22 protein-coding genes, 1 tRNA gene and 1 pseudogene are annotated in these 15,882 nt (G+C 67.8%); 10 read left to right on the forward strand and 14 right to left on the reverse strand.

Annotation, left to right across the window (positions count from 1 at the left end):
• Window positions 1–224: 224 nt before the first annotated feature.
• Window positions 225–298: transfer RNA gene (locus ACLZN2_RS48025), tRNA-Met, on the reverse strand.
• Window positions 299–343: 45 nt separating this feature from the next.
• Window positions 344–1,474, reverse strand: a complete 1,131-nt coding sequence (locus tag ACLZN2_RS48030) for a dihydrofolate reductase family protein (RefSeq protein ID WP_416986384.1) — start codon at window positions 1,472–1,474, stop codon at window positions 344–346.
• 101 nt (window positions 1,475–1,575) lie between these two features.
• Here ACLZN2_RS48030 and ACLZN2_RS48035 point away from each other — a divergent pair, with 101 nt between their 5' ends.
• Window positions 1,576–2,094, forward strand: a complete 519-nt coding sequence (locus ACLZN2_RS48035; RefSeq protein ID WP_416986385.1) for a MarR family winged helix-turn-helix transcriptional regulator — start codon at window positions 1,576–1,578, stop codon at window positions 2,092–2,094.
• A gap of 128 nt (window positions 2,095–2,222) precedes the next feature.
• On the forward strand, window positions 2,223–2,855 hold the full coding sequence (locus tag ACLZN2_RS48040) for a GTP cyclohydrolase II (protein WP_416986386.1): 633 nt from the start codon (window positions 2,223–2,225) through the stop codon (window positions 2,853–2,855).
• A gap of 288 nt (window positions 2,856–3,143) precedes the next feature.
• On the opposite strand, the gene ACLZN2_RS48045 is transcribed toward ACLZN2_RS48040, so the two are convergent.
• The 3 genes from ACLZN2_RS48045 to ACLZN2_RS48055 form a co-directional block, all read right to left on the reverse strand.
• Window positions 3,144–3,407: a type II toxin-antitoxin system RelE family toxin gene (locus ACLZN2_RS48045; RefSeq protein ID WP_416986387.1), complete on the reverse strand. Its 264-nt coding sequence runs from the start codon at window positions 3,405–3,407 to the stop codon at window positions 3,144–3,146.
• Window positions 3,400–3,666 carry a type II toxin-antitoxin system Phd/YefM family antitoxin gene (locus tag ACLZN2_RS48050; protein ID WP_416986388.1) on the reverse strand — a complete coding sequence of 89 codons (267 nt, stop codon included), beginning with the start codon at window positions 3,664–3,666 and terminating at the stop codon, window positions 3,400–3,402. The genes ACLZN2_RS48045 and ACLZN2_RS48050 overlap by 8 nt, the downstream gene beginning before the upstream one ends.
• Window positions 3,667–3,748: 82 nt before the next feature.
• The gene (locus tag ACLZN2_RS48055) at window positions 3,749–4,051 is read right to left on the reverse strand and encodes a hypothetical protein (RefSeq protein WP_416986389.1); all 303 of its coding nucleotides are present in this window, start codon (window positions 4,049–4,051) and stop codon (window positions 3,749–3,751) included.
• A 24-nt stretch (window positions 4,052–4,075) separates the two neighbouring features.
• Here ACLZN2_RS48055 and ACLZN2_RS48060 point away from each other — a divergent pair, with 24 nt between their 5' ends.
• Window positions 4,076–4,414 (forward strand): hypothetical protein, encoded by a 339-nt coding sequence (locus ACLZN2_RS48060; protein ID WP_416986390.1) that lies wholly within the window; start codon window positions 4,076–4,078, stop codon window positions 4,412–4,414.
• Between the two features lie 65 nt (window positions 4,415–4,479).
• Here the strand turns inward: ACLZN2_RS48060 and ACLZN2_RS48065 are convergent, their stop codons facing one another.
• The 4 genes from ACLZN2_RS48065 to ACLZN2_RS48080 form a co-directional block, all read right to left on the reverse strand.
• A complete protein-coding gene (locus tag ACLZN2_RS48065; protein ID WP_416986391.1) occupies window positions 4,480–4,731 on the reverse strand; it encodes a hypothetical protein in 252 nt (83 codons plus the stop codon).
• Complete coding sequence (locus tag ACLZN2_RS48070; protein WP_416986392.1) at window positions 4,728–5,084, reverse strand: hypothetical protein; 357 nt, start codon at window positions 5,082–5,084, stop codon at window positions 4,728–4,730. The genes ACLZN2_RS48065 and ACLZN2_RS48070 overlap by 4 nt, the downstream gene beginning before the upstream one ends.
• A 95-nt stretch (window positions 5,085–5,179) precedes the next feature.
• A complete protein-coding gene (locus ACLZN2_RS48075) occupies window positions 5,180–5,566 on the reverse strand; it encodes a hypothetical protein (protein ID WP_416986393.1) in 387 nt (128 codons plus the stop codon).
• A complete protein-coding gene (locus ACLZN2_RS48080) occupies window positions 5,566–5,901 on the reverse strand; it encodes a hypothetical protein (protein WP_416986394.1) in 336 nt (111 codons plus the stop codon). The genes ACLZN2_RS48075 and ACLZN2_RS48080 overlap by 1 nt, the downstream gene beginning before the upstream one ends.
• A 182-nt stretch (window positions 5,902–6,083) precedes the next feature.
• On the opposite strand from ACLZN2_RS48080, the gene ACLZN2_RS48085 reads away from it, so the two are divergent.
• Window positions 6,084–6,353: a GntR family transcriptional regulator gene (locus ACLZN2_RS48085; protein ID WP_416986395.1), complete on the forward strand. Its 270-nt coding sequence runs from the start codon at window positions 6,084–6,086 to the stop codon at window positions 6,351–6,353.
• A 695-nt stretch (window positions 6,354–7,048) separates the two neighbouring features.
• Here the strand turns inward: ACLZN2_RS48085 and ACLZN2_RS48090 are convergent.
• Window positions 7,049–7,732, reverse strand: coding sequence for a hypothetical protein (locus ACLZN2_RS48090; RefSeq protein WP_416986396.1), 684 nt, complete (start codon window positions 7,730–7,732; stop codon window positions 7,049–7,051).
• A gap of 248 nt (window positions 7,733–7,980) precedes the next feature.
• Here ACLZN2_RS48090 and ACLZN2_RS48095 point away from each other — a divergent pair, with 248 nt between their 5' ends.
• From ACLZN2_RS48095 to ACLZN2_RS48115, 5 genes and pseudogenes are all read left to right on the forward strand, one after another.
• Window positions 7,981–8,226: a hypothetical protein gene (locus ACLZN2_RS48095; RefSeq protein WP_416986397.1), complete on the forward strand. Its 246-nt coding sequence runs from the start codon at window positions 7,981–7,983 to the stop codon at window positions 8,224–8,226.
• A gap of 102 nt (window positions 8,227–8,328) precedes the next feature.
• Window positions 8,329–8,985, forward strand: a complete 657-nt coding sequence (locus ACLZN2_RS48100; protein ID WP_416986398.1) for a hypothetical protein — start codon at window positions 8,329–8,331, stop codon at window positions 8,983–8,985.
• Window positions 8,986–9,368: 383 nt separating this feature from the next.
• A pseudogene (locus ACLZN2_RS48105) lies at window positions 9,369–9,594 on the forward strand (hypothetical protein); the annotation flags it as partial.
• Between the two features lie 180 nt (window positions 9,595–9,774).
• Entirely contained in the window at window positions 9,775–10,764 is a 990-nt protein-coding gene (locus ACLZN2_RS48110; RefSeq protein ID WP_416986399.1) for an ATP-binding protein, read from the forward strand.
• Window positions 10,765–11,899: 1,135 nt separating this feature from the next.
• Entirely contained in the window at window positions 11,900–12,046 is a 147-nt protein-coding gene (locus tag ACLZN2_RS48115; RefSeq protein ID WP_416986412.1) for a LuxR C-terminal-related transcriptional regulator, read from the forward strand.
• A gap of 115 nt (window positions 12,047–12,161) precedes the next feature.
• Here ACLZN2_RS48115 and ACLZN2_RS48120 read toward each other — a convergent pair whose 3' ends face one another.
• The 4 genes from ACLZN2_RS48120 to ACLZN2_RS48135 all read right to left on the reverse strand — a co-directional run bounded on the left by ACLZN2_RS48120 (window position 12,162) and on the right by ACLZN2_RS48135 (window position 15,374).
• Window positions 12,162–12,293 carry an RICIN domain-containing protein gene (locus ACLZN2_RS48120; protein ID WP_416986413.1) on the reverse strand — a complete coding sequence of 44 codons (132 nt, stop codon included), beginning with the start codon at window positions 12,291–12,293 and terminating at the stop codon, window positions 12,162–12,164.
• Window positions 12,257–13,597, reverse strand: a complete 1,341-nt coding sequence (locus tag ACLZN2_RS48125) for an RICIN domain-containing protein (RefSeq protein WP_416986400.1) — start codon at window positions 13,595–13,597, stop codon at window positions 12,257–12,259. Before ACLZN2_RS48125 ends, ACLZN2_RS48120 begins: the two co-directional genes overlap by 37 nt.
• 44 nt (window positions 13,598–13,641) lie before the next feature.
• The gene (locus ACLZN2_RS48130) at window positions 13,642–14,598 is read right to left on the reverse strand and encodes a hypothetical protein (protein WP_416986401.1); all 957 of its coding nucleotides are present in this window, start codon (window positions 14,596–14,598) and stop codon (window positions 13,642–13,644) included.
• Window positions 14,599–15,041: 443 nt separating this feature from the next.
• Complete coding sequence (locus ACLZN2_RS48135; protein WP_416986402.1) at window positions 15,042–15,374, reverse strand: hypothetical protein; 333 nt, start codon at window positions 15,372–15,374, stop codon at window positions 15,042–15,044.
• Here ACLZN2_RS48135 and ACLZN2_RS48140 point away from each other — a divergent pair.
• A complete protein-coding gene (locus ACLZN2_RS48140; protein WP_416986403.1) occupies window positions 15,373–15,822 on the forward strand; it encodes a DUF6907 domain-containing protein in 450 nt (149 codons plus the stop codon). The genes ACLZN2_RS48135 and ACLZN2_RS48140 overlap by 2 nt on opposite strands.
• The last annotated feature ends 60 nt before the right edge of the window (window positions 15,823–15,882 follow it).

A 15,882-nucleotide genomic window follows, 5' to 3' on the forward strand; every position in this document is an offset into this window, starting at 1 on the left:
TTATCGAACGTTAATAGACCCGGGTGCGGCTTTCCAAGCTCTCCAGCTTGATCAACAACCTTTTTTGGCCTGGACTTTCGGGCCATGACCGGTGAAAAACGGGCGAGTTGCCGGAATTCACAGTACACACACAGCCATCGCGTGAGCCTTGCCGCCCTTGCCGGCCTTGCCAGAAAACACACCGAGGGCCGGAACCCTTTCGGATTCCGGCCCTCGGCCTTCAGTAGCGGGGACAGGATTTGAACCTGCGACCTCTGGGTTATGAGCCCAGCGAGCTACCGAGCTGCTCCACCCCGCGTCGGTGACACCACTGTATCACCCGCTCAGGATCACCCCGTCAGGCTCACCCGGTCAGGTGCCGGTTCGGCGCCTGCGCCCGCTCCGCGTACTCCGGGAGTACGACGACGTCGACGCCCTCGGCCGCGAGCAGGCCGTTGCCGTCGGCGGCCGTGACGAAGGTGTCCGGCTCCTGCCAGGCGGTGACCACCCGGCGCACCCCCGCGTCGAGGATGAGACGGGCGCAGGGCTTGGGGCGGGAGGCACGGCGGGCGCAGGGTTCGAGGCTGCTGTAGACGGTGGCCGTGGCGAGGCGGGGGTCGGCGGGGTCGAGTTTCGCGAGGGCGGCCTCCTCGGCGTGGACGACCGGGTCGCCGTCCTCGCGGGAGTGGCCGCGCGCCAGTTCCGTCCCGTCGGCGGCGACGATCACCGCGCCGACGCTGAAGGCGGTCCCGGAGGGCGGGCACTCGGCGGCGAGCTCGCAGGCGAGTGCCAGCCAGCGGTGGTCGGCGGCGGAGGGGAGCGGGCCGGCGCCGGGGGCGGTGGGCTCGTAGCGCATGAGGACGACGTCCTCGATCCGCCGGGCCTCGGCCAGCCGCAGGCGTCCGCCCTGGTAGGCGCCGGGACCGAAGAGGCGGGGCGCGTCCTGGTCGCCGACGAAGAGGGGGGCGAGGACTAGCTGGAGTTCGTCGGCGAGGCCCTGCTGGAGCAGCTGGGTGTGGATCGTGCCGCCGCCCTCGACCATGAGCCGGCGTACGCCGCGCTCGTCGTGGAGGTGCGTGAGGAGCCGACGCCAGTCCAGGCCGGGGCCGAGCGGGACGAGGTCGGCGGCGATGCCGAGCGCCTGGGCGCGCCGGGCGCCCTTCTCCGTCGTATAGACGACCTTCTCGCCGCCGGTGTGCCAGAAGTTCGCGGCCGGGTCGAGGTCGCCGGAGCCGCTGACCGTGACCTTGAGGGGGTACTCCGGCTTTCCGGCGGTCACGCGCGCGTGGCGGCGTTCGGCGGAGTTCACCAGCAGGCGGGGGTTGTCGGCGCGGATGGTGCCGGCGCCGATCAGGATCGCGTCGACCGAGGCCCGTACCTCGTCGACCCGGTCGAAGTCGGCGGGGCTGGAGAGCAGCAGGCGCTCGGGGGTGGTGTCGTCCAGGTAGCCGTCGAGGGAGACGGCGGCGGACAGCAGGACGTACGGGTACGGCATCGGCGCGGCTCCCCTTGGACAACGAGCTGGTTCGACAGCTGGCTGGTTCGACAACGAGCTGGGGTCTTGGTTCAAGTTTGAAACAAACCTACACTGGGCGCATGACGACCCGCTGGCTCACCCCCGAGGAGCAGCGCGCCTGGCGCGCGTACGTCGCCGGCTACCTCCTCCTGGAGGACGCCATCGACCGGCAGCTCCAGCAGGAGGCCGGCATGCCCCACCTGTACTACTCCATCCTCGCGAACCTGTCCGAGTCCCCGGAGCGGCGGCTGCGGATGACCGATCTCGCGGAGTCGCTGAAGATCACGCGCAGTCGGCTGACGTACGCGGTGACCCGGCTGGAGAAGGACGGGCTGCTGCGGCGCGAGGACTGCCGCTGGGACAAGCGCGGCAGTGTCGCGGTACTGACGGACGAGGGCATGGCGGTGCTGGAGCGGCTGGCCCCCGGTCATGTGGAGACGGTCCGCACCGGTCTGTTCGACCGCCTCACACCCGAGCAGGTCCGCCAGCTGGAGGAGATCTTCACGCAGGTGGTGGGCGGGTTCCAGGACGACGGCGAGGCGGTGCCGGAAGAACTGCCGTGGCGGCGGCGTTCATCCGGGTGTTCGGGAAGCACGTGAACCCCTCGTGAACCGGGCCACAATCCCGTTGCTTCAAATTTAAAGCATGGGGTAGGGTCTCACCCGGCACACTGCTTCAAATCTGAAGCAGCTGTCCGTACCGACCGCACTCGCCCCGGGAGACCCGCATGCCCGACACCCCCGCCGCCACCCAGCGCGCCCGCGTCCGGGTCCCGCTGCGCTTCCACGACGGGTACTCCGTCGACGCCGAGCTGGTCACCTTCCACGGCCTGGCCGACGGGCAGGAGCACGTCGCCGTCGTCCTCGGCGAGCCCGCGCCCGGCACCGTCCCGCTGGTGCGGCTGCACTCCGAGTGCCTCACTGGGGACGTCTTCGGCTCCGCCCGCTGCGACTGCGGCCCGCAGTTGCGCGAGGCCGTCGAGCGGATAGCCGAGACCGGCGGGATCCTGCTCTACCTGCGCCAGGAGGGCCGTGGCATCGGCCTCTACAACAAGCTCGACGCGTACGCCCTCCAGGACCAGGGCCTGGACACCTACGAGGCGAACGCCGCCCTCGGACTGCCCGAGGACGGCCGCGACTACACCGCCGCCGCCCAGATGCTGCGCGCCCTCGGCGTCACCAGCCTGGACCTGCTGTCCAACAACCCCGACAAGGCCGACCAGTTGCGGGCGCTGGGCATCGACGTCCACGACCGGGTCCCGACGGGCGTGTTCACCACCCCGCACAACGTCCGCTACCTGCGCGCGAAGGTCCTGCAGACCCAGCACACGCTGCCGCTGGCCCAGCTCAGCGCCGGCTGAACGCTCCACGACGGTGATGCCCTCGCCCTCGGTCGCCACACCCACGGTGTCGGCGCCGGGGGCGAGCCGTCGTAGGGGTCGTACGGGTTGTACGGGTTGTACGGGTCGAACAGGGGTTCCGGGGATCCTCGATCAGCCAAGATGCGCCGCCCCCTCCCCGCCCACAGGATGGGAAGGAAATCGACTTCCCCGGACGGCCTCTCCGGACAGCTTCCCCGAAAGGTGTTGGCGGGACTCGCCTCAGCCACATCGACCTCGGAGCGGCTGCGATCGACGGCCTCCCCTCGGTCACGCGCCGTAGACCGTGGAGCGATGTCCGACGTGGACGACCCACACCACCAGCTCGCCGTTGTCGATCGTGTAGACGACGCGGTAGTCGCCGACGCGCAGTCGGCGCCGCTCCGGCTGGGAGACGAGCGCGGTGGTGTGGAAGCCGAACGGGTCGGTCTCCAGTTCCGTGAGCTTGGCCAGGACACGGAGAGCGACATCCCGGGGAACCTTGCGGAGTTCCGCCTGGGCCTCGGGGCGGAAGACGGTGCGGTACTTACTCACTGCGCGCCAGCGTCTCCCTCATGACGTCCTCGATCGGGATACCGGGCGCCGGATTCGCCATGCGCTCGTCGATGATCCGGTTGATCTCCCGCTCTTCCCACTCCTGGTACTTGCGGAGAACCTCGATGGACACGACGGCTGCGACCTGCTTGCCGCGTCGGGTGATGACGGTGGGTGTGTCGTCCCGGTCGGCCCGTTCGACCACCTCGGCGAGGTGGGCGCGCACGTCACGGATGGACTCTATGGGCATCTGGGTCATGAGCCCAAGAGTACCGGGGGTACCGTGTGTACACAAAGCGCCTCTGGCTGCCGCGGAGAACGGCAGCCAGGGAAGGCGCGCATCAAGTCGTGCACCGCTTGATCTCGTCGAAGCTGTGCGAGTCGAGCTGTTTGCTGTTCTTGACGAAGTCGCCTTGCGGGCTGTCGGTGTTGTAGCCCGTGTCCCAGTAGCCGTTGGGGCGGTAGGACTTCTTCTCCCTGACATCCCAGACGTTTCCACGGGTGTCCGTGAGAGACACGACACGCTCAGCCGCGCCGCCGGGCAGGGCGACGCCCATCGACTGCAACTGCTGGAACTCGAACTGCCGCTGTTGGGTGGGAGGTTGTGGGAGCCGGGGGAGGCTGGTCGTCTCGACGACAGACACTGGATCGCCCTCATCGTCCAGCGCGTGCGCGAATACCGCGAGCGGGCCGCAGACCTGCGCCGTGCCGTCGAACGCTGCGTCACCGACGAGGACCAACTACGGCTCGCTCGCGACATCGAAGGCGTGAAGTACCAGCTCCTTGAGCGCCTGGGCCTGCGCAGGGCCGAGATGTCTCCCATGGAGCAGGAGCTGGTGAACTCCGTCGCCTCCGTCACCCAGGTGGCGACGGGCGTCCCCGCCGTCAGTGGCCTGTGGTTCGGGGCTCGGACCCTGGGCAAACAGTTCGCTTTCGTGGGCGCGCAACCCTTCCAACGCTTCCTCTACAAGGAGTTCGTCAACGCGTGGAAGCGGGCGGGCCGCTGATCTGCGGCCCGCCGAGCGCCGGCCGCCCGGTGGGGCTTTGCCGCCACGAGGTGGCCGACGTCAGGTCAGAGGTACGTGACCTGCAGTACGTAGACGCACTCGTGCCGTGGGATGACCTGGTAGTTGAGGAAGCCGCCGGGAACGTGGGCGATGCCGCCCTTCGGATCCTGCTCCCGGTATCCGGTGCCGTCGAGGTAGAACGCGGAAGCGGCACGAACCAGTTCGTCGGCCCTTTTCTCGATTTCGGCCACAAAGGCCGTCGGCGCCCCGCCGATGACGTGTTCCTCGTCCGGGTCGTACTCCCACGTCCAGGTCACGCGGACACCGCCTGCCAGGCCTGGGCTTCGACGGCTCGCAGTTCGTTCATGGCAGGGCGGAACGCCGGGTCTTCTCGGCCGCTCGTACCGTGCACCACGGCGAGCGCCGCGTGGTAGCGGGCAGCAAGGTCGGGGCGCCGTTCGATCTCGACCTGCGCTTGCCAGTGGGTGAGCCAGTGCTGGAGGTGGCCGATCTTGCCGTCCTGGAGGGCCGCTGCCAGAGCCTCTTCCTTGTGGCGTTCCATCTCGCCCAGGCGGTGGGGCGCGATGCGGGCCAGAGCGACTCGGACGGAGTCGGGGGTTCGTTCGGGGCGCGGGATCAACTCACGCCCGTGGTCGGGCTGTGTCGTCACGGGTGTCTGCTCCTTGAACGGCGATGTGCTGACGACGATAGCCGTGGTCGTATGCCGGGTGGGCGGCCGGAACGGACGTGCACGGTACGTGTCTGTCATTGGTCGGGTCCGCTCCTCTTTCCCTGCGTAGGCCGTCCGTGGGGGCCCTCACTCTCTTCGGTGTCCTCGGTGTCCTCGGTGTCCTCGGTGTCCGGTGCGGGCAGGCGCAGGCCCCGGGACTCCGCGACGCGCAGGACGTCGGTCAGGCACTCGGCGAGCCGGATGCCGGCGTAGCGGACCTCGGTGTACGGCGACGCGTGGTCGTCCAGCACCTTGCGGGCGAGGACGAGCACGTCGGCGCCGGTGGCGAGCTGGATGGCCTCCAGGTCGTCGGCGAGGCGGGAGAGGCGGCTGCCGTTGTCGTCGGTGACCAGGTAGCAGGGTTTGCCCTCGGGGGTCGGCCAGGGCAGGAGCCGGGGAATGGTGCCGTTCATGTGTTCCATCAGGCGGCCACCTCCTGCGCGCCGATCAGGTGCTCGTCGAGGTCGATCCCGTAGTCGACGGCGAGGACGAGGGCGAGGCGACGGCGTTGCTGGAGTCCGGCTTCCTGGTCGTGGGCGGCGAGGTAGGGGCGTACGAGGGCGGAGTCGGTGCCGTTGAGGGGGGTGGGGAGTCCGTACGGGGAGCGGTGGCGGGGGAGGCGCGGGGGCTGGGGCAGGGGGGTGGCGGGGCGTACGGCGGTGAGGTGGGGGTGACGGCGGGGGCGGCGGCGTTTGCCTGTGCCGGGCGCGAAGAGAAGGCGCACCCATTCGAGGGTGCGACGGATAAGGTCGTGCATGTCGACGCTCCTATGCGGCGTTGGCCATGCCCCGGGAGGTCTTGTCCACCTCGCCGGGGTCTGTCATTTCGACCATACCGGCAACTGCGTCCCCCTGCACCCCCCTGATGAATACTGCGGCCCACTGCGGCGAGACGCGTTCCAACCCTGCGTTAAGCGTTGGGCTGCGGCACGGTAGAAGGATGAGTGAGCTTCCGCGCTACGAGTACGTGAAACTCGCCGACGCCATCGCGGCAGACATCGCGTCCGGCAAGTTGCCGCAAGGGGCCGCCCTACCCGGTGAACGAGCTATGACAGATCTGCACCGCGTAAGCATCGGCACCGTGCGTCGTGCCATCGTCGAACTCCGGAGACGAGGGCTCGTCGCAACCCTGCCCGCAAAGGGGACGTACGTCATTGGGATGCCGGAGCCGCCCAGCGATGCACCCGGAGAGGGCGCGTCGAACGGCTGAAGGGGGCCGCGCGCTGTGGCGCGGCCCCCTTCAACATCATCGCGCCCCGTCGGTTACTCGGCGCGCCCCGGTTCAGCCCGGTCTGGAACTCCTCGGCGGGGTTGCCGCCCCACTCCTGGTCGTCCTCGTCGTACCACTGGTGGACCCAGGGCATGAGCCCAGCCGAGCAGGAGCGAGGGGTCACTGTCTGGACCCCAGGCCCGCAGAGCGGCGGCCCCACGCATGGGGCGCACCCGCCCCACATGGGACGGCGTCCGAGTCGACCGAAGCCGACCCGGACGCCGCGTAGCAGGTCAGAGGCCATATCCCCCGATCACCACCGGTAGGCCGTGTGGGACTCGAACCCACAACCAATGGATTAAAAGTCCTGGCCAAAGCTTGCCGGGTGGTTCCGAAGGGTTCTTCGATGTCCGGAACCACCTGGTCAGGGCACACCTGGAATGATCGCCAGTCTGCCCCATGACAGCCCGTGCTATCCCGTCCGCTCACGCACGGCAAGCTGGTGACCAGCGCCTTTCTGCCCCTCTGCCTGACCTCCCCATTGCGTTCATGGCAGGGTCAGAGGCTGTCTCTCAACCTCGGTACCGCTTGTCTGGCGTCCCGGCGGCAATCACGGCGAGCGAGGGTGGGAAGGAGTCGCCCATGCGACATCGACGGCGGCGGTAGTTCTACGGAAATCCCAAACCGCACGAATGTCAGCTGTCCCCCCGCCCCCCATTGTCGTCATCTCTGTTGCGCCAGAAGGCGGGGCACTCTGTCTTCGCCGCTGCAGGGAGATCCTTCTCGATCCGGCGTCGCATGGCTTTCAAGGTTCGTGACGTGCCCGCCCCGTCATCGCGGAAGGTGTCGGCCGGCTCGTCAGGGCGGTGCATGACGACCACCAGCAGGTGCTCTCCCTTCGTGTAAGGGGGCTCGCCCTTCCACTTGGCACTCATAGTGGTGAACTCGATCTGTTGCTCAGTGCCCCGGCTCGGTTTGATCCAGTCCGTCACGTTCAGAGTCATGGTGACTGCGTCGGCCTGTCGAGGATGATCGCGTACTGCCACTACGTCTCCTTCGACGATCGTCGGCGAGCAGGCAATCCACTCCGTGTTCGTCAGGGCCCGTGCCTGGTCCTGCTGAGCTCCGCCTGAATCGCCGCCTTTCGTTGGTCCGAACGTCAGGAGGCCGAGAGTCAGGAGGCCGAGAGTCAGGAGGCCGAGAGTCAGGGCTGCCGCGGCGACCAGGGCACCCACGATGGTGCTGGGGCGCTTCGGCCAGGCAGGCCGCGGGCTGGACGCAGTGGCGGGTTCGTCACCGCCGGCCGCTTCGCCGATCATGCCGAGAGCCAGGCGCAAATCGCCGGTGTTCGGTTCGATCCCGATGAACAGTAGCGGCACGTCAGCGTCCTTCCACTCTGTGTGCACCCTTCTGCATCGGCCCGAGGCCCGCACCGACGCGAACCGGCATGCCGGCGGGACGAGCGCCGTGTCTATCGAGACCGACAAGCAGGTCGAGCAGGCGCTTCGCTTCCCCTTATCACTCGTGAGTAGTGAAGAATAGGAGTATCTTTTGGTACCAGAGAGGTGGTGCGAGCATGAGGATCACGGAGGAAGCCCGCAGTCGGACAACCCGGACGACAGCACCGTTGAAAGTCGATGCGGCCATAGACGAGCTGATCGCGGACGGCGCCCACTTTCTGGGGATGACGAAGAAGGACCTGGTCGCGGAGGCGGTCCGAACCTACTTGGAGATCCGCCGTGAGGAGGTTCGGGCCAACATGCTGGAGAAGATGCGCAAGCTCGACGGATCCGTGGAATCGAGCGTCTCCCTGCTCACCGGACTGTCACCGGAGCGGATCAAGGAACTCGGCGGAGCAGGCGAGGACGACTGACCCGTGCGGCCCGCTCGACCCACCCTCCGCGCACTCCGCGAGGACTTGAAGCTACCGCTTCCGTCAGCCCGGGAACCGCTCGATGAACTGGATCATCCGATCTTGGCCAAGGCCCGGGAACACTTCGCCGGCGACGAGGCAGGACATGAGCGGATCCGCTCGGTCGATGATGAGGTGCTCTTCAAAGTCAAGGTCCGACGCTGGCGCGGAGCGGTCTGGACCGACGAGGATCTGCCCTGGCTCATCGCTGCCGGACAACGCGAGGAGGGGGCACCAGACGACTTCTACTCAGCCCTGGAGACGACCGCGAGGGCTGCACGAGCCCGCTACAACGCCGACAACCGCCAGCCCCTGAGCACCACAACGTACGTCGGGCACCTCCTCCCTGACCAGAACGACCGCGACCGCTACCAGCTCGAAGCCGGTGCCCGGCTTGTCCGCCATCTCGCTGCGGCCGTCCGGGAACTGGCTCGTGGATCACTGCACGACGGGCATGAGCACGCCGCCGACTTTCCCACCTTCCGCCTCGGCATCCTCGCACGCGCCGACGACGGCCATGAGACCTATGCAGCGGTGCGCATCACCGGCTCCGTCCCCGACGATCTCATCGCGGTCATCCTGCGCCATGTCCCCGGCTGCGATCCCACCGCCTGGTACCCCGAGTACGCCCTCCCCAGCCGCCCCCTTCTTCCCGCCGAACAAGCCTGGTCGACCCTCATGGATCCGAAGGCCGCGGCTGAACTCCTGAACGAGGAATGAGCCGGGATCCCCACCCCAACGCCAGCCCAGGCCGATGACTACCGGAACAAGGAACCCGCTCATGCCGAGTACATGGGCAACCGAGTCAGGGTGCATCCACCGCGGCCCAGTCGTCATCGCCGAACCGGTCGTCATGGGTGAACTGACGGGCACCCAACGCGGCCGCAACTGCACCACGCATCCGAGGGCCTGGGCTTTACGGCAGCTCCTCGACGGTGAATTCCCCTCCACCTGCCTCATCAACTGCCCGCTTGAGTACGTCGAGATCCAGGCCGACTCCGATCGCGCACAACACTCACAGAGCGTCATGACTCCATGATCACCGAGATCTGTACCCGCCCTGCTGCCGGGGCACCTGCATGCCGCCTATCCGCGCGGGCTCCAAGTCGAAGAAGGTCAGCCCGACCATCTCCGGCTGCGACCGCCACTACGGCTCGGCCAACGTCTGCGTTCCCGGACGAGGCCAAGAAGACGACGGCGTCCCGCTTCGAGTGGCTGAAGGAGAACGACTACGGCCGCCTGAAGGTCAACGGCAAAGACGATCCCTTGAAGCTGGACCGCAACAGGGACGGCCTGGGCTACGGAAAGACGGACCTCAAGCGCCGCTGACGATCAGCGCGGACAGCCGTGGCATGACATGGTATGTATATATTTGGCGGAAATCATCCATGATGTTGCTGAGCGGTGGTGACTGGTGCACCCGTGCGTCGACCGCCCCGCGTACAACCGCCGATCAGTGGGGCGAATGAGCGTTCGGATGTGGTTCGGAGTCGGCGGGAGGCGACCGACGTGACCGTACCGGCGTCACGAACAGGCAACCTGCCCGAGGCGTTCACCACGTTCGTGGGCAGGCGCCATGACATCGCCGAGGTCCGCCGCCTCCTCGGTTCGGCGCGGCTGCTGACCCTCACCGGGGTGGGTGGCGTAGGCAAGACGCGGCTGGCGCTGGAAGTGGCCGCCGCGGCCAGGAAGGCCTTCCCCGACGGGACGTGGCTGGTCGACCTGGCGCCGGCGCGGGACCGCTCCGCGGTGGCGACCGCGGCCGCCACCGGTGTGGGCATCGTGGACTCGGGCGCCAGACCCGTGCTCGGCATGCTGGCCGAGCACCTGGCCGAGCGCCGGGCGCTGATCGTGCTGGACAACTGCGAGCACCTGGTCGACGCCTGCGCCGAACTGGTGGACACGCTGTTGTCGGCCTGCCCCGGACTGCGCGTCCTGGCGACGAGCCGCCAGACGCTCGGTATCGCAGGCGAGCACGTCTTCACCGTGCCGCCCCTGAAGGTGCCGGACGACGCGGTCGAACTCCTGCGGGACCGTGCCTGTGCCGTACGGCCCGGCTTCCGCGTCACCGACGCCAACTGGGACACGGTCACCCGGCTGTGCGCCGATCTGGACGGGCTGCCGCTCGCCATCGAGTTGGCCGCGTCCCGGCTGCGTACGCTCACCGTCGAACAGGCCGTGGACCGGCTGGAGGACCGTTTCGCGCTGCTCACCGGGGGCAACCGCACGCCCCCGGCAGCGCACGCTGCGCGCGGCGGTGGACTGGAGCTACGAGCTGTGTTCGCCGGCCGAGCGGCTGCTGTGGAACCGGTTGTCGGTCTTCGTCGGCGGCTTCGGTCTGGACGCGGCCGAGGGCGCCTGCGCCGGAGAGGGCATCCCCGCGCGGGAGGTGCTGGACCTCCTCGACCGGCTGGTCGTCCAGTCCGTCGTGCTGCCCACCGAGGACGAGGGCCTGCCCCGCTACCGGCTGCTGGAGACCATCCGCGAGTACGGCCGTGAGCGGCTCGCCGAGTCCGGAGAGGAAGAGCGCCTGCTGCGGCGCCACCGCGACTTCTACCTCGCCCTCGCCGAGCGCGTCGCCGACCGCTGGTACGGCCCCGGCCAGGAGGAGGCCCTGACCCGACTGCGCGCCGAGCACCCCAATCTGCTGGCCGCGCTGGCCTGCGACGACGACCCGCAGGCCACCCTCGCGCTGGCCGCGGCGCTGCGCTTCCACTGGTGCTCCGGCGGATTCCTCGCCGCGGGGCGACGACAGCTCGACCGCGCGCTCGCCGCCGCCCCCGAACCCACCCCCATCCGTGCCCTGGCACTGTGCGCCGCGTCCTGGGCGGCACTGCTGCAGCGCGACCACGCGGCGGCCGACCGATGGCTGGATGAGGCCGGAACGCTGGGCGAGCGGCAGGACGATCGGATGGTGCGCGCCTACGTCGTGGGTCTGCGCGGCTCGTCGGCCATGTTCCAGGGGCGGCTGGCAGAGGCCGCACCCTTGTTCGAGCGGTCGATCGCTGCCTACACGGCGGCGGAGGACGCCTCGGCGGGGTTCATGCTGTTCCAGTTGGCGGTGGTACACATGCAGGAGGGGAACCCGCAGGCGGCGGAGACCGGCCGACAGACGATCGCCCTGGCGGAGGCGCACGGTGAGCGGTGGACGCGCGCCCACGCGATATGGGTGCTGAGCTGCGTCGCCTGGAGGCATGGCGACTGGGAGGAGGCCCTGGAGCTGAACCGGGCCGCGCTCGAGATGGAGCGGGGCTTCAACGAGCCGCTCAGTGCCGCCCTGATGCTGGAGACGCTCGCCTGGGTCTTCGCTTCCCGCGAGGAGTACGAGCGAGCGGGTCGGCTCCTGGGCTCCACGCGCAGGCTGCAGCGTGATCTGGGTGGGGACATCTCGACTTTCGGTCCGGTGATAGCGAAGGTCCACACCCAGTGCGAACAGTCGGTCGTACGAGCACTGGGGCCGGAGGCGTACGAGAGGGCGCTCGCGGTCGGCGGCGGCCACGACAGTCCCGGCCAGGCCATCGATCACGCCCTCGACCACGTCCTCGACAACGGCGTCGAACCAGCCGCTCAGGCCCACGCTCCCAGTCCGCTGACGCCTCGGGAACGGGAGGTGGCCGCGTTGGTGGCCAAGGGAATGAGCAACCGGCAGATCGCCGCCAGGCTGGTCCTCTCGCTGCGCACGGTCGACTTCCACGTCGGGAACATCCGCACCAAGCTCGACTTCGGAACCCGCGCCCAGATCGCGGGCTGGTGGGTGGCGACCCAGCGGCGGACGGAGTGAGCGCCGGACGAGCATCCCGCTGACATCGATCCGGCGCGCGACGCGGCGCGACGGCCCGCCGGCGGAACCGGCGGGCCGTTGTGCGTGCGGGAAGGAACGCCCTTCGTTCGGCCGATCAGTTGTTGACCAGCACGATGTCCCACTTCTGGCAGTCATTGTCGAGCTTGGGCCACTGACGCACCACACCACCGTCTGCCGTCGAGCAGTTCTTCACTTCGAGGGCCTGTCCGCTGGTGACGTTGGTGATGGTGTAGTGGCCGTCGGCCTCGGCGAAGTCCCACTTCTGGCAGTCATTGCCGAGGGGGCCCACAGGTCCACCAACGCGCCGTCCCACGTTCCGCAGTGCAGGTTGTCGAGGACCTTGCCGCTCTTCACGTTGGTGATGGTGTAGTGGCCGTCGCTCGTGGGCTCGAACTGCCACTGCTGGCAGGTGTTGTCGAGCGTGGCCCACTGGTTGACCGCGGTTCCGTCGGCGGTTCCGCAGTCCGCCGCGTTGAGGGCCTTGCCGCTGTTGACGTTGATCATCCGGACGTTGTTGCTCGGGCTGGGCTTGACCGTGATCATGTCGGGATAGTCGCTGCGCAGGGGATCGGTGAGCGAGGCCGGAGCGGCGGTGAGGACCACGATCCGGTCGCTCTCGCCGTCGTAGTAGACGAACGTGTTGTACGTGTTGTCGCCGTTCGGTGCGAGTCGCGCGTAGGCGGCGTTGCTGACCTCCTGCACCTTGGCGGAGGTGAACTGCACACTGCGCGCGGTGGTGGGGGTGGGCCAGCTGGTGGGGGCGTTTCCGTCGGCGTCGGTCCATTCCGTCGGCTTCGGAAGGTCGTTGATGTCGCCGGCGTAGTCCTTCGGGAAGATGATCACCGGCCCGATGTTGGCGTCGTTGAAATACGACAGGGCGCAGTTGAAGTTCGCCAGCTCTTTCAGCTGGGTCAGGGGATCGGAGATGTATCCGGACGCCAGGGGACCGCGTGCCGAATTGCACTTGGGGGCCTCCGACTCGGCTGTCGTTGTCCTGTTGACAACGAGCTTGCCGGAGTGCGCGGCGACCAGGGGGTCCGTGACCGAGGCGGGGGCATTGGTCTGCACCAAAACCCGGTCGGTCGGCCCGTCGTAGCCCACGAAGAGCTCGTACGTCAGGTCACCCTCTGGTTGCACCGCTTCGTAGGCCGCGCTGATGAGGACGGAGATGTCGTCAGTGGTGAAGTTGGCGCTCTTCGCGGTGGTGGGAGTGGGCCAGCTGGTGGGCGTGTTTCCGGCGGAGTCCTTCCAGTCCGGCGGTGGCTGGAGGTTGTTGATGTCCCCCGTATACTCCTTCGGGAAGATGATGACCGGCCCGATCTGGTCGTCCTCGAAAGCGGCGATGGCGCCCGCGTTGTCGGCCAGAGCCTCCACCTGCTCCCAGACCGTGTTCTCGTCGGCTCGCGCCGGTGCGGCGAAGGTCAGCATGCTGGCGGCCAGCAGGGCGAGGGCGGAGAGGAGACCGCCGCGGATCCGCCGTCGAGGTGAGGCGCCGGTCCGGACCGCCGCTCTTCGGTTGTTGTTTTTCACGATGCGACTGCCTTCGTCGGAGGTTGCTTTTCTCGCTGCTCGCATCAGTTTCCGCCGCCTCTGCACCTCGTGATGTAGCTGCAGCCTCGGGTGTACGGATTCGCCTGAAGGCGGGGAATGTTCAGGTTCGAGGTGTTGGTGAAATGAGAATTCGAGTCGCTGTTGGGAGCGTAGGGCGTCGCGTGCTCGTTGTAGTTCCAGTTCCTGTCGTAGCGGTAGAAGGCGAACGTCTGACTTCTCAGGTCTATGTACGTACCGTTCACCGTCGCGGTCATCCGGTAGACCCGGACTCCCCGGATCGCCTCACGGGCGATTCGATGGACGTAGGCCCATTCGAGCTGGCTGTGGTACGCGTTGTAGAGATTGCTGTTCCCGCGGACCTGAGAGGGTACGTAGAGCGCGTTCCTGGCGACAACGGTGTCGATCTCATAGACGTAGCTGAAGGCTTCGATCCTGGTCTGACTGCGGCACCTCGAGGGAAATATGTTTGCTATCCATCCCCGCCTCACGTCGTTCGCGGCCACGGCCTGCGCACAGCGCGTTCGGGCAGCGCTTTCTATGTTGCGAAGTCCCTGGCTCCGCGCGAACGGCTCTGCGACGCTGAGTGATCTGGTCGTCGAGATGTAGTTTGTGTCGGAGCCGCCGTGGACATGTCTTTGGATATCGTTGTTCGACCCCTGCGAGCCGAAGCCGTTGTTGAATATCACGCTCGGCGGTCTGGAGTCGCCGCGGACCACGATGAGCGGAAGCGGCCTCTGGTTGAGAAGGTTCTGGTTACGCAGGTTGGGGCAGGGCCAATACCCTTGTCCCGAACTGCTGCCTCCCGGACAGGGGCCGGCATCGTTCGCCGGGTCCGGTGACGGGGTCGTGGCCAATGCCTGTGTGGTTCCCAGGGGGACCTGCAGGAATGCGATAGCCAAGAAGGCCACGAGGAGGGTCAGGACAGCAGAACTCCTGGCTGCCCTGGATCTTCTCGTGCGCAGCCTGATTCGCTTGATCATGTCTGCTCCGACTGGGTGTGATACTCGAGAGCCCGAGTGCGGCCGGTCTTTTCGGTCGGTAGGCCGTCCGTCAGTGGGGGCGGCATATCCCGCCTTGGGCTGACTGGATCGGTGACGAACGAGCGGTTGCCGAGCGGGATCGCGAACGACCGCCCGTGCGGTCGGACAACCCATGCCACCGATACGTCATGTCCGCGTCGTCCTTCCACGCCGACAGCATCGGGGCTGCGCCGGCCCCCCCCCCCGGTACCCGGCAGTTCTACGAGGTCGGTACCTGGATCACCGGTCTCTCCGACGCAGGCCGATGACACCAAGGGCCTGTCACCGAAGCGGTGTGCATCGTGAAGTTGCAGGTCACGGGTCTGGTGTGCGTGGCTGTCGGCACGCCTGCACGGCCACGGCCGGTCATGGGCCGACTCTCGCGAAGATCATCGGTCAGTCGCCTACTTCGGGTCGGTGCGCACCTTGCCGAGCACGCGCCGGTTCTTCATGTGCGCGAAGCAGTGCTCGACCGGTGCCCGGACCGCGGCCAGTGCCTTGTCCGACCGTTTCTGGCTGCGGGTCAGGGGCCGGGGTGGGGCGGCCTTGTAGCCGGTGATCACCGCCGGGTCGGCATCCGGATCGCTATCGTCGAGGCAAGCCCAGGTCGGCGATCGCGCCGAGCCCGGCCGCGCGGAGACGGGCGGTGAGCTGAACTCCTGAACGAGGAATGAGCCGGGATCCCCACCCCAACGCCAGCCCAGGCCGATGACTACCGGAACAAGGAACCCGCTCATGCCGGATCACGACAACTCGTCCCGGAAAGTGACTATCCCCACGTGCGACCACGGGCCCATCACCGTCTGGGAACCCGACTGGTGTACGGGAAGCGACAAAGAGCATCAGCCCGGCGGCTACCGCGTCGACATCACGCACGCGAGCCCTGACTACGAATTCACAGTCTCAACGAGCCGTGGCACGCCGGTGGTTCTGCGTGCGTGCTTCGAACAGCGCCCCTTCACCGAGCGCCCACCCGATCACGTACCTTTCGTGAACGTCGAAATGGACGGCGACTGGCATCCGCATGGTTCCGACGACTTGCGCCGCCTCTCCGACACCCTCACGGCACACGCGGACCGGCTCCGGGATCTTGCCGACCGCCTCGCCAGTCTCACCAACGCCTTCGATGCCGCACAGAGCGGCACGGCTGCGGCGGCGAACCCTGGGAAGGGGCCTGGTGGCTGAACCGGCCAGGCTGCCTGTCGGCACACCCGCTCACGCAGACGGCCTCCTCACATGGCGTGG

Source organism: Streptomyces sp. T028 (assembly GCF_048159505.1).
GTDB lineage: Bacteria > Actinomycetota > Actinomycetes > Streptomycetales > Streptomycetaceae > Streptomyces.